The 14,280-nt window shown below is 38.2% G+C and carries 16 protein-coding genes and 1 rRNA gene; 15 read left to right on the top strand and 2 right to left on the bottom strand.

The window, feature by feature from the left end; genetic code table 11:
• The first annotated feature begins 137 nt into the window (after positions 1-137).
• The 12 genes from M3189_RS24600 (at position 138) to M3189_RS24545 (ending at position 11,245) form a co-directional block, all read left to right on the top strand.
• Positions 138-977, top strand: a complete 840-nt coding sequence (locus tag M3189_RS24600) for an energy-coupling factor ABC transporter ATP-binding protein (protein ID WP_251639113.1) — start codon at positions 138-140, stop codon at positions 975-977.
• On the top strand, positions 953-1,819 hold the full coding sequence (locus M3189_RS24595; RefSeq protein WP_251639111.1) for an energy-coupling factor ABC transporter ATP-binding protein: 867 nt from the start codon (positions 953-955) through the stop codon (positions 1,817-1,819). The genes M3189_RS24600 and M3189_RS24595 overlap by 25 nt, the downstream gene beginning before the upstream one ends.
• Positions 1,816-2,613, top strand: a complete 798-nt coding sequence (locus M3189_RS24590; RefSeq protein WP_251639110.1) for an energy-coupling factor transporter transmembrane component T family protein — start codon at positions 1,816-1,818, stop codon at positions 2,611-2,613. Before M3189_RS24595 ends, M3189_RS24590 begins: the two co-directional genes overlap by 4 nt.
• Positions 2,614-2,624: 11 nt before the next feature.
• Positions 2,625-3,362: a tRNA pseudouridine(38-40) synthase TruA gene (gene truA, locus M3189_RS24585; RefSeq protein WP_251639108.1), complete on the top strand. Its 738-nt coding sequence runs from the start codon at positions 2,625-2,627 to the stop codon at positions 3,360-3,362.
• 256 nt (positions 3,363-3,618) lie between these two features.
• A complete protein-coding gene (gene rplM / locus M3189_RS24580; RefSeq protein WP_090767691.1) occupies positions 3,619-4,056 on the top strand; it encodes a 50S ribosomal protein L13 in 438 nt (145 codons plus the stop codon).
• Positions 4,057-4,076: 20 nt separating this feature from the next.
• Positions 4,077-4,469: a 30S ribosomal protein S9 gene (gene rpsI, locus M3189_RS24575; RefSeq protein WP_251639106.1), complete on the top strand. Its 393-nt coding sequence runs from the start codon at positions 4,077-4,079 to the stop codon at positions 4,467-4,469.
• A gap of 228 nt (positions 4,470-4,697) precedes the next feature.
• Positions 4,698-6,767, top strand: a complete 2,070-nt coding sequence (locus tag M3189_RS24570) for a glycoside hydrolase family 3 protein (RefSeq protein WP_251639104.1) — start codon at positions 4,698-4,700, stop codon at positions 6,765-6,767.
• Between the two features lie 805 nt (positions 6,768-7,572).
• Positions 7,573-8,280, top strand: coding sequence for a hypothetical protein (locus M3189_RS24565; protein WP_251639102.1), 708 nt, complete (start codon positions 7,573-7,575; stop codon positions 8,278-8,280).
• 105 nt (positions 8,281-8,385) lie between these two features.
• Positions 8,386-8,670, top strand: coding sequence for a hypothetical protein (locus M3189_RS24560; RefSeq protein WP_251639100.1), 285 nt, complete (start codon positions 8,386-8,388; stop codon positions 8,668-8,670).
• An 81-nt stretch (positions 8,671-8,751) separates the two neighbouring features.
• Positions 8,752-9,195 (top strand): YbaK family protein, encoded by a 444-nt coding sequence (locus M3189_RS24555; RefSeq protein ID WP_251639098.1) that lies wholly within the window; start codon positions 8,752-8,754, stop codon positions 9,193-9,195.
• A 143-nt stretch (positions 9,196-9,338) separates the two neighbouring features.
• A complete protein-coding gene (gene cwlD / locus M3189_RS24550) occupies positions 9,339-10,064 on the top strand; it encodes an N-acetylmuramoyl-L-alanine amidase CwlD (RefSeq protein WP_353057491.1) in 726 nt (241 codons plus the stop codon).
• Positions 10,065-10,189: 125 nt separating this feature from the next.
• Positions 10,190-11,245, top strand: coding sequence for an Mrp/NBP35 family ATP-binding protein (locus M3189_RS24545; RefSeq protein ID WP_251639094.1), 1,056 nt, complete (start codon positions 10,190-10,192; stop codon positions 11,243-11,245).
• 63 nt (positions 11,246-11,308) lie between these two features.
• Here M3189_RS24545 and gerD read toward each other — a convergent pair whose 3' ends face one another.
• Positions 11,309-11,908, bottom strand: a complete 600-nt coding sequence (gene gerD / locus M3189_RS24540; protein WP_251639092.1) for a spore germination lipoprotein GerD — start codon at positions 11,906-11,908, stop codon at positions 11,309-11,311.
• 154 nt (positions 11,909-12,062) lie between these two features.
• Between gerD and M3189_RS24535 the strand changes: the two genes are divergently transcribed.
• A complete protein-coding gene (locus M3189_RS24535) occupies positions 12,063-12,749 on the top strand; it encodes a KinB-signaling pathway activation protein (RefSeq protein ID WP_251639197.1) in 687 nt (228 codons plus the stop codon).
• Between the two features lie 24 nt (positions 12,750-12,773).
• On the opposite strand, the gene pdaB is transcribed toward M3189_RS24535, so the two are convergent.
• On the bottom strand, positions 12,774-13,526 hold the full coding sequence (gene pdaB, locus M3189_RS24530; RefSeq protein ID WP_251639090.1) for a polysaccharide deacetylase family sporulation protein PdaB: 753 nt from the start codon (positions 13,524-13,526) through the stop codon (positions 12,774-12,776).
• A gap of 138 nt (positions 13,527-13,664) precedes the next feature.
• Between pdaB and M3189_RS24525 the strand changes: the two genes are divergently transcribed.
• Together M3189_RS24525 and M3189_RS24520 are read left to right on the top strand one after the other, a co-directional pair.
• Positions 13,665-13,895 (top strand): hypothetical protein, encoded by a 231-nt coding sequence (locus tag M3189_RS24525; protein ID WP_251639088.1) that lies wholly within the window; start codon positions 13,665-13,667, stop codon positions 13,893-13,895.
• A gap of 276 nt (positions 13,896-14,171) precedes the next feature.
• Positions 14,172-14,280 (top strand): 16S ribosomal RNA (locus M3189_RS24520); the annotation flags it as partial.

Genomic DNA, 14,280 nt, shown 5'->3' with positions numbered 1-14,280 from the left:
ATTTCTTTTTTAGAAATCCCGTTTACGTGGCAGTTACTATCGTCTGCTGCCTTTGGGGTGAGGTGCAGGCTTTTTTTGTATTCTACGAGCCTAGCCTAGTATGGTTTGCATAGATGAGACGAGAGGAGAAGATTTATATGAGAGAGGCCGTTGTATCACTTAGGAATGTGTCTTTTCAATATGAAAATCAAAGCAGCTATGCTCTTCAAAATGTAACTTTTGATATCTTTGAAGGCGAATGGTTAGCGATTGTTGGTCATAATGGTTCAGGTAAATCCACTATGGCAAAGCTTCTTAATGGTTTACAATTTCCGCAAAGTGGTGAGATTTCAGTTTGTGGAATTCAATTAAATGAAGAGTCTATTTGGGACATACGAAAGAAATTAGGGATGGTTTTTCAGAACCCTGATAATCAGTTTGTGGGTACGACTGTTCAGGATGATGTGGCTTTTGGTTTAGAAAACCATGGGGTCCCAAGGAATGATATGATCTTTAGGGTAGAGGATTCTTTAAAAAAAGTTAACATGGATCAATTTCTTAATCAAGAGCCGCACCATCTTTCTGGAGGGCAAAAGCAACGCGTAGCTATTGCTGGTGTTCTTGCATTGAGACCATCCATTATTATTCTAGACGAAGCAACTTCAATGCTCGATCCGAAAGGAAGAGGGGAAGTTTTAGAGACTGTTCGTACTCTAAAGAATGAGAAGTCACTCACTGTCATCTCAATTACTCATGATTTAGAAGAAGCTGCAAAAGCCGACAGAATTATTGTGATGAATCAAGGGGAAGTTTACCGTGAGGGAACCCCTGAGGACATATTTTCAATGGACGATGAATTGGTTCGTTTAGGGCTTGATATACCTTTTTCGATTAAAATGAGTAATGCTTTCCGTCAAAAAGGAATTGACCTATCCAAGCACTATTTATCGGAAGAAGAGTTGGTGAATGAGTTATGGACATTTCGCTCCAAAATATAGAGTATCGTTATCAAGCAAACACGCCTTTTGAGAGGTTAGCAATTAAAGATGTGTCTATTAACATCCCAACAGGAACATACATGGCGTTAATAGGTCATACTGGTTCAGGAAAATCTACGGTGTTACAGCATTTAAATGCCTTACTATTGCCAACTGAAGGATCTGTAATAATAGGCAGCCAAGAAATCAAAGCAAAGCAAAAGAATAAGAACTTAAGAATGATTAGACAAAAAGTAGGGATTGTCTTTCAATTTCCAGAGCATCAGTTATTTGAGGAAACCGTCGAAAAGGATATTATTTTTGGACCCATGAATTTCGGTGTTTCAGAAAATGAAGCAAAAGAGAGAGCAAGACTTGCTTTAAAGCAAGTTGGATTAGCTGAGGAAATATTAGAAAAGTCTCCATTTGATTTATCGGGTGGTCAAATGCGCCGAGTTGCCATTGCTGGTGTTCTTGCAATGGAACCAGATTGTCTTGTTCTGGATGAGCCAACTGCAGGACTTGATCCGCGAGGGCGTAAAGAAATCATGGATATGTTTTATTCACTTCATAAAAAGAGAAATTTATCCACCATACTTGTAACACATAGTATGGAAGATGCAGCGAGGTATGCGGATCAAATTGTCATCATGCAGCAAGGACATGTTGTAAAGCAAGGGACGCCTGTCGAAATTTTCTCCTCGGTTACTGAACTTGTTGAAATGGGATTGGATGTTCCTGAAGTGGTACGTTTCCAACGAATGCTAGAAGAAAAGTTAGGTTTGAAGCTAGAGAGAACCTATCTATCGATTGAGGAACTATCAGCGGCGGTTGCTGAGCTGTTAAGGGGTGCACCGGTATGATGGAAAAAATGATTATTGGAAGATATGTACCTGCTGATAGTTTAATCCATCGACTGGACCCTAGATCGAAGCTAATTATTATTTTCTTATTTGTATGTATTATTTTTCTTGCTAATAATTTTTTCACCTATATTCTTATTGGAATTTATACTATTCTTATGCTTGGTTTATCACGAATTCCTGTTCGCTTTCTTTATGCAGGTTTAAAACCTGTGCTCTGGTTAGTACTATTTACATTACTCTTACAGGTTTTCTTCACGAAAGAAGGAAGTCTATTGTATGAGCTGGGGCCGATAAAGATTTATGAAGAAGGAGTCAGACAGGGAATTTTTATTTCAATGAGGTTCTTTTTCTTAATATTAATGACCAGTCTTCTCACCTTAACCACGACACCCATCGAAATAACCGATGGCTTGGAAACACTATTACACCCTTTGAAAAAGGTCCGATTCCCTGTACATGAAATGGCATTAATGATGTCTATTTCTTTACGGTTTATTCCAACCTTAATGCAGGAAACGGATAAGATTATGAAAGCACAAATTGCACGCGGGGTTGAGTTTTCAAGCGGCCCTATAAAGGAAAGAATCAAAGCAGTCATTCCATTGCTTATCCCTCTTTTCGTTAGCTCTTTTAAGCGTGCTGAGGAGCTTGCTATTGCGATGGAGGCGAGAGGCTATCGTGGCGGCGAGGGCAGGACTAAATATCGTCTATTAAGCTGGAAACTCGCTGATACTTTGCAACTTTTGATTCTTGTTGTATTGACTATATTGTTAATCCTACTACGTTCATAATGGAGCTAATGATGACTCGCTATAAATGCAAGATTTCATATGATGGTTCTGGTTTCTCAGGATATCAGGTTCAGCCAAAGAAACGGACCGTTCAAAGTGTTATAGAAACTGTATTAACCAAAATGCATAAGGGCAGCCAAGTGAAAATTTCAGCCTCAGGAAGAACGGATGCTGGGGTCCATGCAAGGGGACAGGTGATTCATTTTGATTCGCCGTTATCCCTTCCTTTGGAAAAGTGGGAGTTAGCACTAAATTCTATGCTCCCTGAAGATATATCTGTTCTTCGTGTGGAAGAGGCTGATACTGCCTTTCATGCTCGATTCGATGCAATTGGAAAGGAATACCGCTATTTTCTGAATCAATCACCGAAAAGGGACCCATTTCTACGGAATTATTCGTTCCACTACCCGTATCCTCTAAATCTTGCTGCCATGAGAGTGGCGTCATCTTATTTATTGGGGACACATGATTTTTCTAGTTTTTGTTCAGCAAGAACAGAAGTAGAAGATAAGGTTAGGACGATTGAAACCATTGAAATCCTGGAGGATGAAGGGCGTGTTAGCTTTCGTTTTATCGGTAATGGTTTTTTATATAATATGGTTAGAATTTTAGTAGGAACTTTAATTGAGGTCGGTTCTGGAAAACGTCAACCAGAGGAAATAGTGGAGATACTCAAAAAAAGAGATCGTCGCTATGCTGGAAAAACCGCACCAGGGCAAGGGTTGTATCTTTGGCAGGTTTATTATTAAATAAAATTTATCTAACAACACAACCTGGTGTAACATTTTCTTGACTTTTTGATCTAAAGAACTTATTATATTATATGGTTGTGTTTTTAATCCCACGATTAAGCCCCGGAAAGTCTTCATCGTGATTGAAAATATATGAATTTAACAATTGACGCACAATGCCGATAACGTTTATTCCCGGAACAGAATAAACGATAACGACTTATGATGGTGCGAAAAAATAATCTTTAATGGATTTAAATTAGGAGGGAAATTCATGCGTACAACGTTTATGGCTAACGCCAACAATATCGAGCGTAAATGGTACGTGATTGATGCTGAAGGCAAAACTCTTGGACGTCTTGCTTCTGAAGTAGCAGCAATCTTACGTGGTAAAAATAAACCAACTTTTACACCACATGTTGACACTGGTGATCATGTTATCATTCTTAACGCTTCTAAAGTTGAATTAACTGGTAAGAAATTAACTGACAAGATCTACTACCGTCACACTATGCATCCAGGTGGTTTAAAGACTAGAACTGCTCTTGAAATGCGTACGAACTATGCTGAGAAAATGATCGAGCTTGCTGTTAAAGGTATGCTTCCAAAGAATTCTCTTGGCCGTCAAACTTTCAAAAAATTACACGTATATGCTGGCGCAGAACATCCGCACCAAGCACAACAACCTGAAGTTTACGAACTTCGCGGTTAATAAAGAGGGAGGGAATTAACTTGGCACAAGTTCAATATATTGGTACTGGTCGTCGTAAGAGCTCTGTCGCACGCGTGCGCTTAGTTCCAGGTACAGGTAAAATCCTAATTAACGGTCGTGACATCGAAGAGTATATCCCATTTGCAGCTTTACGTATGGTTGTTAACCAACCATTAGTAGCTACTGAAACACAAGGCAGCTATGATGTTCTTGTAAACGTAAGCGGCGGTGGATACACTGGTCAAGCTGGAGCAATCCGCCACGGTATTGCTCGCGCATTACTTCAGGCTGATCCTGAATACCGTACAACATTAAAGCGTGCAGGACTATTAACACGTGACCCACGTATGAAAGAACGTAAGAAATACGGTCTTAAAGGTGCTCGTCGTGCTCCTCAGTTCTCAAAACGTTAATCTTCAACATTTCAAAGGCTCTCAACCATTTTTGGTTGGGGGTCTTTTTTATGTTTTAATATTGCTAGGACCACATCTCTTGAGAATTTACCCATTTACTAAATACTGAAATATAATTTCACTTTTTTGTCAGATATTTTTAAAAAAAGGTAGAAAAAATCACATGGCTATTCAGATAGCTATTCAGCTCAACTAAGAGATTATTAAAGTTTGAGGAGGAGAAACAACTTGCGCAAATTTATAAAGACATTTATCACCTCGTTTCTGGCATTTGCTCTATTATTAACGGGAATCCCACTAGCAGGTTCAGCTGCTACGGGAATTGAGGATTTAGTGATTGACCTCAATGTTCCACAGGTTACACGGGAAGTAAAGGATAGCAAGCTTGATTTAAATGCACTTCATGTTTATGAGGATGGTCACTTTATGTTGTCATCTGAGAACCTAGAATGGCACTCTTCTAATAAAAATGTTGCCTCTGTATCTAAAGATGGAGTAGTAACTTTATCCGGTCACAATGGTACAACGTTTATCTCTGTCAGCGATGGTAGCAATAGCGACAGAATTTCTATTCAATTCAAGGGAAATCAAGACAAAATACTTGTTGAAAAAGAAAAAGGCACACGCTATGACCTCATCGGAAATGCCATCAAGCATATGAGTATGGAAGAAAAGGTTGGACAAATGCTAATGCCTGACTTTATGAATTGGAACGGTAATAACGTAACAGAAATGAACGACGAAATTGCCATGCTTGTAAATGATTATCATCTTGGCGGTGTGATTTTATTCCGTGAAAATACGGTAACAGCTGAGCAAACAGCAAGTTTAGTTTCTGCCTATCAAGATGCTGCTGAAAAATATGGACTACTAATTTCGATTGACCAAGAAGGTGGAATCGTTACACGTCTGCAAACCGGTACCGACATGCCAGGGAATATGGCGTTAGGTGCGACTAGATCTGAAGATCTTGCCGAAAAAGTTGGACGAACAATTGGTGAAGAGCTTAATGCACTTGGTATTAACATGAACTTTGGACCAGTGTTGGATGTAAACAACAATCCAGATAATCCGGTGATTGGTGTTCGGTCTTTTGGAGAGGAACCTGAGTTAGTAGCTAACCTAGGAAATGCCTATATTAAAGGTCTCCATGAAACGGGCACTGCAGCAACTGCTAAGCATTTTCCGGGCCATGGGGATACTGCGGTTGATTCCCATGTAGGACTTCCATCGGTACCTCATGATATTGAGCGTTTAAAGAAAGTAGAATTATATCCTTTCCAGCAGGCAATGGATGCAGGAATTGATGCGATTATGTCAGCACATGTGACGTTCCCAAAAATAGATGATACGAAAGCAATCTCTAAAAAGGACGGTACAGAAGTCGCTGTACCAGGTACACTTTCCTACAAGATATTAACGGGTCTTATGCGCGAAGAAATGGGCTTTAAAGGAGTTATCGTAACGGATGCGATGAATATGGGTGCAATTGCAGATCATTTTGGTCCTGTTGATGCGGCGATCCGTGCTGTTAAAGCAGGAGCTGACATACTTTTAATGCCAGTTGGAATCGTCGATGTAGCAAACGGTCTATATAATGCTGTGAACTCAGGAGATATTGCAGAAGATCGACTTGAGCAGTCAGTAGAGCGGATTTTAACATTAAAGTTAAATAGAGGCATCGTTAAGGCTGAGGTAGAGAAGAGCCTTGATGAGAAGGTAGCTAACGCGATTCAGGTGGTAGGCTCAGAGGATCATAAAGCAATAGAAAAAGAAGCAGCAGCAAAATCCATTACGCTTGTGAAAAATGATAATGTTCTTCCGCTAACTGTTTCATCAGTAGATAAAATTGTTGTGGTTGGTGGATCTGGATTCTCCATTAATCTCCTTGCAGCAGAGGTCCAAAAACACCATCCTGGTGCAGTTTATGTTAATACTACAGGTCAGCTTAATGCCGAACAATTGGCACAAGTACAGGATGCGAAATACATCATTGCTGGAACCTACACTTCAAGTGTTGGAGGCAGGGCTCAAGACGCCAGCCAAATGGTGATGACAAGACAACTCATCGAGACTGGTCTACCTGTCATTGCAGTTGGAGCTAGAAATCCATATGATGTTATGTCCTATACGGATGTTGCTGCCTATCTTGTTCAATATGGATTCAGACCAGCGAGCTTTGAAGCAACCGCAAACACAATTTTTGGAAAAAACAATCCAACTGGAAAACTTCCTGTCACGATTTATAACCATGATGGTAGTGTTTTATATGGATTTGATCACGGTTTAGGATACTAAGTAGGGGATTTATTAAAGGAAATTTAGTTTTAAATCTGAGAGTTTCGTCTATTTTCCCTGAGCTAGATAGGAGCAGATTTAACTGTTGTGGAAATTGAAGGCTGGAAGCTGAACATGTATTACGATGAAATGCCAGTAGAATGGGTTCAGTCTGGATTAGATCAATTTAACGAGGTTCGTGAGAAGTATTTATTATATTAATAAATGTAAGGGGCCTTCATTTTAGGAGACATCTTTAGTAGAAACAGTAGAAATCTAGTCGAATTTTGTATTTTCGGGGAAATAATAGGCAGTTTTTGCTGAATTATTCACCGAAAAAATATATAAGAATGGATAAGAGTATAGCGCCACGGTGGGCGATACACCTTGTAAATCGGACATTAAAGAGTTATATCGCCACCCGATACGGCCAAACCTCGAGATATTAATTTGTAAGGAATGGGGGATAATCTTCTCTTTTTTATTTGTATCGCTAGGTGATATGACTTCATCCATCATCCCTCATTTTTAGTTCAAGAAAAAATATAAAAGGGGCTTTAAAAATTTGTTTCTAATCTATTTAATTTACAAAGATAGGTGCGAATGATAAGAATGTTAAATTTCACTCTCACATGACAAAAATGTCACTTTAGATTTTGTTATTTCGATGGTTAGCGGGAAAGTTAGCGGGTATATTTGGTGGTGAAGGAGGAGTGAAAATGATGCGGAAATCGGACAGTCATGAAAAGATCATATCGCTAGGTGATATGGCTCTTGCAATTTCATCTATAACCCTTCATATTTGATATAAAAAAGGTGATCAGATATGCGAAATGATATTCAACCGTATGAACGCTCTTTCTCTTCCAAGGAAGTGGCTGAGGAAGCCGGAATTGCAACACCTACTGTTCGGAAGTATGGCCAAATCTTGGAGCGGAATGGCTATGTATTTTTAAAAGAAGGTGATCGGCGTATCTTTGTTCAATCCGACATTGAAGCGCTTATAGCGTTACGCGATACGGACAAGCCCCTAGATGAAACGTCTAAAGAAATTGCCCGCCAACAAAAAGAAAAATTAGACGGATTAAGCGAAACAGAGATATCGGTACCCGATACATATGACAATTTACCCCAAGACCCCAATCACCTAAAAGAAATATTATCTTATTTAGCCAATGAACTTGCTGCCGCTCGTGAAATGAATGTCCAAGTAATAAGCGATATGGCGGATCTTAAAACTACTGTTTCCAGGCTAAAGCAGGATCACCACGATTTAAGTTCTAATATTTCTAATTCAGCGCAAAAAACGCAGGCTAGGATTGAAAAATTATCTGAACAAGAAAAAATTCATTACCAGGCATTACTGGAACTCGAAAAGGAGAAGAGTGATTACTTACAGAGAGAATTAGAAAATCTAAAGGAAGAAATGAAAAAAGAGTGGCTTTCACAAAATGACTTTAATAAACGTTTAGAAAAGTCGATTCAAAAGCCAAAAGATAAATGGGACTGGATTTTCTCCCTATTCCGTAAATAAAGCTGACATTCTATTTTACCCTTTATTACTCATGATCAATTAAATGGATACCATCCAAGCCCTGATGGCATATTCTGAATTAGGAATAAAAAAGAAGGGGATTGTATGTATCCTTTAAATAATCAAAACGTAAATAATAATAATAATAATGGCGGGAATGATAACAACTTTGCTGATATTTTACAATTTATAGGACAATGGTTCACCACAACTGGAGATTTCATTTCATTTGTTGGGCAAGCCATTGCCTTAGAACAAGATAGGAAAAATAAAATTCAAGAGCAAAAAGAGAAACAACAGCAGGATGAACAACAACAACAATTTCAACAACAATTAGCACAAATGCAAGAACAAATAAAATTGTTACAAGAACAAGTGAAAAAAGGATAAAAATTGGCAAATGAAAAGATTGCCCACTCTGTATTTCTTCGCAATGTAGGATGAAGAATAGTCCTAAGAGGTGAAAAACGAGTGACTGTAATTACAACCTTTAAAGAAAAGCGTCGCGATAAACAATTAAAATACGAGCGGTCCGTACTAAAGGACTTATCGGTAAAAACGTTAAAAGAGCGAGTTCAGCAGTACTTTGGCTCAACAAGAATTGCGCAAAGCTTTGTTATGAATACAGGAATTGAAGAGGCTTGTTATGACGTAGCATTGGAAGCTTACTTATTAGGAGCTAAATTCAGCAAATTTGGTTATTACGGTGAGAACATAGATGATGTACGTAAACGTTGTTATCGAGAAGAAAAACACTTAATTGATACGCTGTACAATTTTCTCCTCTATTGGGGGAATGGTGAAGAAGGAACAATGAGTGAAACCCTTTATTACTCCTGTGAGGGCTATATAGATGTTTGGTGGAAAGAGGGCTATGATAAAGGACAAAGACGCAGGAAACTGCGATTACATTAATAATTATGATAAAACTGCACCAGTATCTAGAGGCAAGAGCCGCTAATCCTGGTGCTTTTCTTTGTTACTTCTTCTGAGTTCTAAACAGGTCCCTTGTCCCATATAGTTAAGTGAATAGGGACGAGCGGGAAGGAATGATTTGGGTGTCAAAGAAAAAGTTAAAGGTCATTGGTTTTTCTGTTGGTTTACTTCTCTTATTTCTGATTTTACAATATGATTTTGTTAAAGAGAATACCTTGGGCGATTCCTGGAGTCTTCCCTTATCTGGCAAAATCATATTACTTGACCCAGGCCATGGAGGTCCTGATGGTGGAGCTGGAAGCGCCAAAACATTAGAAAAAGACATTGCTTTGGATATTTCGCTAAAAGTCAGAGATTATTTGCAGGAACAGGGAGCTTTGGTTGTCATGACCCGCCAGACAGATAAAGATTTGGCAGATGAAGGTACAAAAGGATATAGCAGAAGGAAAGTGGAGGACTTGAAAACACGCTTAAAAATGATAAATAACTCGGATAATGATCTCTTTGTCAGCATTCATTTAAATGCGATTCCATCTTCAAGGTGGAGTGGAGCTCAAACCTTTTATGCTTCACATTTCAAAGAAAATGCTAAGGTGGCAAAATTCATTCAGGATGAGCTGATTGTAAATTTAGAAAATACAACAAGAAGAGCAAAGCCCATTAATTCTGTCTATATTTTAAAGAATTCAAAGAAGCCTGGTGTGTTAGTAGAGGTTGGTTTTCTATCAAATCCACATGAAAGAGAACAGTTAAAGAAGGATGCCTATCAAGAGAAGATTGCAGCTTCAATCTATCAGGGGGTTGTACGCTACTTTACAAATGAAAAGGAGATCAAGATTGAGGATTAAAGGGAGGTTTTATCCCTTCTTTTTTTTGGAATGATAATGGGTAGTGATTCATTTAACTGTTTCTACAAATATTTATGGTATACTGGAAACTGGAAACGAATTCATTAGGTGAGGTGTTTGTTTACATGTTAACAGAAGTGAAAGTCCGGGAAGTGTTAGGAAGCTTAAAAGAACCATTTTTACATAAAACATTAGCAGAATTAAATGCTATTGAAGAAATAAAAATCAAAGAAGAGAAAAATCATGTCAGCGTGAAATTGCAAATTGCCAAAACTGGTACAGCTGAGCAATTACAGCTGCAAACTCAAGTAGTTAACTTGCTAAAGGAAGCGGGAGCCCAAACAGTGGGTATCAGATTTAGCGAGTTACCAGAAGCGGTGTTAGCAGAGCATCGTCAAGCAGGTAGTGAAACAGAAGACAAAGGATTACTTGCTTCGAATAAAACTACTTTTATTGCAATCGCTAGCGGAAAAGGTGGAGTTGGTAAATCAACTGTTTCCGTCAACCTTGCTGTTGCTCTAGCCCGTCTTGGTAAAAAGGTTGGTTTAGTTGATGCAGATATTTATGGGTTTAGTGTTCCAGATATGATGGGGATTACTAAAAGACCAGTGGTAAGAGGAGAAAAAATTCTACCTGTTGAGCGTTTTGGCGTTAAAGTCATTTCAATGGGCTTCTTTGTAGAAGATAACTCTCCAATCATTTGGCGTGGGCCAATGTTAGGGAAGATGCTCAATAGCTTCTTTAATGAAGTAGAATGGGGAGAAGTAGATTATTTACTACTAGACTTACCTCCAGGAACTGGGGATGTCGCATTAGATGTTCATACGATGCTTCCTGCTTGTAAAGAAGTTATCGTAACCACACCACATCCAACAGCTGCATTTGTTGCAGCTCGTGCTGGTGCTATGGCGCTGCGTACTGATCATGAAATTTTGGGTGTTATTGAAAACATGGCGTACTTTGAAAGTAAGCTGACAGGTGAAAAAGAATATGTATTTGGTAAAGGCGGCGGCGATAAATTAGCAGAGGACTTAAACACAGAAGTCCTTGGACGCCTACCACTTAATCAGCCTGATTGGAATGAAGATGATTTTGCTCCGTCAATCTATCAGGAAGATCACCAATTAGGGAAAATTTATCTAGAAATAGCAGAAAAAATGACAAGTCTTTTGAAAAAATAAATAAATCAAAAACGAAAGCCTCCTCCAAATTCCTTGGAAGAGGCTTTTTTATTTATGTCACTCTCAGCCGCTTTGATCTTCGCCTTCCTGTCCTTTCTCCTCTTTTTTCCCTTCTTTACTTGCTTCCTCTGCCGCTTTTAGGAGTAATTCTTGCATTTTCACTTTAAATAGTGGACTCTCAAGCGTTTCAGAGATGACGGTTTGAAGATGCTCACGGTATTCTTTACTTTTTAGAGCGTCTGCCATTTCCTTCTGGATTTCTGGTTCCTTAAAAACTTCAATCATCATGCCTCTATATTCAGGATCTTTCATTAAATCCTTCAATAGTTGTTCATTCTCGGTTCTCATGCTTTTTGCTACGCCTTTTGCGAATTTAGGATCACTAAAGGTTTTTTTCCAAAACTCAGTTGCATTCTCTGAAGTAAGGGTTTGTTGAATCGTATCTGCAACTACCTGTTGATCCATTACTAATGTTTCCTTCATCTTATCATCTGACATCACTTCTTGAATTGCTTTCTTGCCATCATCGGTTTTAAGAATATCTACTACCATCTTTTTTGTTGTTTCATAATCGATTTGCTCTCCGCCACTTGCTTCTGGAGACGCGCAACTAGAAAGAAACATGGTGATGAGCAAGAGGAGCATTAATCGTTTTGCATTCATCTAAAAAAGCTCCTTTCACATAAGAGTCCTTAATTTCTAGGATGAAGAAATGAGCGTTATATTATGCGTGTAGAATTTGAAAAGATGGATTTTTTATATTTGGATTGGTACAATCATTATGGAATTTATTATTTTATTATTGGAGGATAATGGTGTGACGAGTCGTATTTGGGTTAGGCTGTTTATGACTACGCTTTTAATTGGCGCTGTAACAACAGCTATTGTGGGTTTTATTATCAACTGGAATGAATATGTACACTATTTTACAGATTTCCGAATCATCAATATATTATCCGCTCTTTTTTGGTTTATTTTGTGGGGCTTTCTTTATAGTGTTATTAGTCAAATGGGCTTTTTTGCCTATCTAACGGTCCACCGCTTTGGCTTAGGCATTTTTAAATCCGTATCACTCTGGAATGGAGTTCAAGTAGTTATTACTCTATTCGTGTTATTCGATCTTGTTTATTTACGCTATGAGACCTTTGCGAAGTCAGGGGACAGCCTACTGCCTTATATCGTTCTAGCATTCCTTCTGTTGATTCCTGCTTTGATTACAGCGTGGTTTAAAGCAAAACAAACAAATCGAGAAGCATTTATTCCTGCACTCTTTTTTATGATTGTAGTTACTGTTATCGAGTGGTTCCCCGTTTTACGTGTGAATGAACATAGCTGGGTTTACCTAATGCTATTCCCCTTAATGGCTTGTAATGCTTATCAATTATTGATTCTTCATAAGTTAAATATGCAATCACAGCAGGTGAGAGAAAAAATTCAGAGTAAACGAGTGCCAAATAAAAAAGCAAATGCTCCGAAAAAATCAAGTAAAAAACCGTCCATTTAAGATTAATGGACGGTTTTCCTTTTGCTATTTAATTTCTTTTGATTCAACTACTCCATTTGCGATTAACTCTGAAACAGTTACTAGTTTCAAGCCTTTACTTTGTATGTCATGCAGAATTCCCGGCAATGCCTTTGCGGTCTGTTTTGCAGAATCAGATGCATGGAGGAGAACAATATCTCCTTTATCCGCCTTCTTTACGTTTGCAATAATTTGGTTAACACCAGGATTGGTCCAATCCTTCGAATCTACACTCCAATGAACGACAGTGTATCCATACCGTTCAGCAATTTTTAAAGAGCGCTCATCAAAATGACCGGTTGGAGCGCGAAGAAGCTTAATTTCTTTAATATTTAACTTTCTATAGACTTCCTTTGCTTTTGCAATGTCTTTCCCGATATTAACATCTTCTAATTCAGTGTAATCTACATACGCATATCCGAGTATTCCAATTTCAAATCCTTCCTTAACTATCCGGCTGACAATGTCCGGATGTCTCTCTGCCCATGAACCTGCTAGAAAGAATGTTGCTGATTTCACATTTTCCTTTTTAAGTGCATCTAAAATAGGCTCTGCTTTTTCGTCACCCCAGCCAATATTAAAGGTTAGAGCAATGTCCTTTTCGCCGCGATAAACGGCTTTAGGCCCATCCTTTGTAGAGAAGACTGGGGATAATGACAGATTCCCCATAAATAGAAACAATGCAGTAAAAAATGCAGCAATCACTACGAGAAGAATTTGTTTTACAGATTTACCATTCAACACAAAAAAGAAATTCATTATTACCACCTCGTCCAATGCTATCCTTGTCTCATACCTATGCAGTTTTTTTAATGTTTATGATTAACAAAAAAATAATTATAAATTTTACTATTTTGGAAAAGACTACTATAACTACATCTTACAAAGGGTGATTCAATGTTTGGGCTTCTCATTAATGAAAAAGAAGTAAAAGAAATGGAATACCTGATAAAGAGAGAAATGGATGAAATATTATTTGATTTAAAGGATAATCGTATTGATCATATAGTAAAACGGGCAATGGAAGAACGTTATAAGATTTTATTTACTTTATTTAGAAGAGTTGCTTCTCCGAATGAGTGCTTAAAATATATGAGACGGGATAATAAGAGCAGGAAGAAGGGGTAATTTTCTTTCATGAAAATTGAAAGGAATAAATTTGAGAAATACCGTTGACTTTTAAATGGTATGTTGGTATATTAATAAACGTCGCTGCTGACGTAAAAGAAATCACTTAAAAAAAGTTATTGACTTTACATCATGGTGATGATATATTTATAAAGTCGCTTTTAGGCGATGGAGAATAATTGATCTTTGAAAACTAAACAAACAAGAACGTCAACAAACAATTTTTTAGCTTTTTATAAAAGCTAAGCCAACGTAACAAAATGAGCTATATCAACTTTCTTGGAGAGTTTGATCCTGGCTCAGGACGAACGCTGGCGGCGTGCCTAATACATGCAAGTCGAGCGAATCTTGAGGTGCTTGCACCTCTTGGTTAGCGGCGGACGGG

Origin of the sequence: Neobacillus niacini, assembly GCF_023715415.1 — a bacterium.
Taxonomy (GTDB): domain Bacteria; phylum Bacillota; class Bacilli; order Bacillales; family Cytobacillaceae; genus Neobacillus; species Neobacillus niacini_C.
The sequence above is the reverse complement of the archived record's forward strand: the minus strand, read 5'-3'. Positions and strand labels throughout refer to the sequence as shown.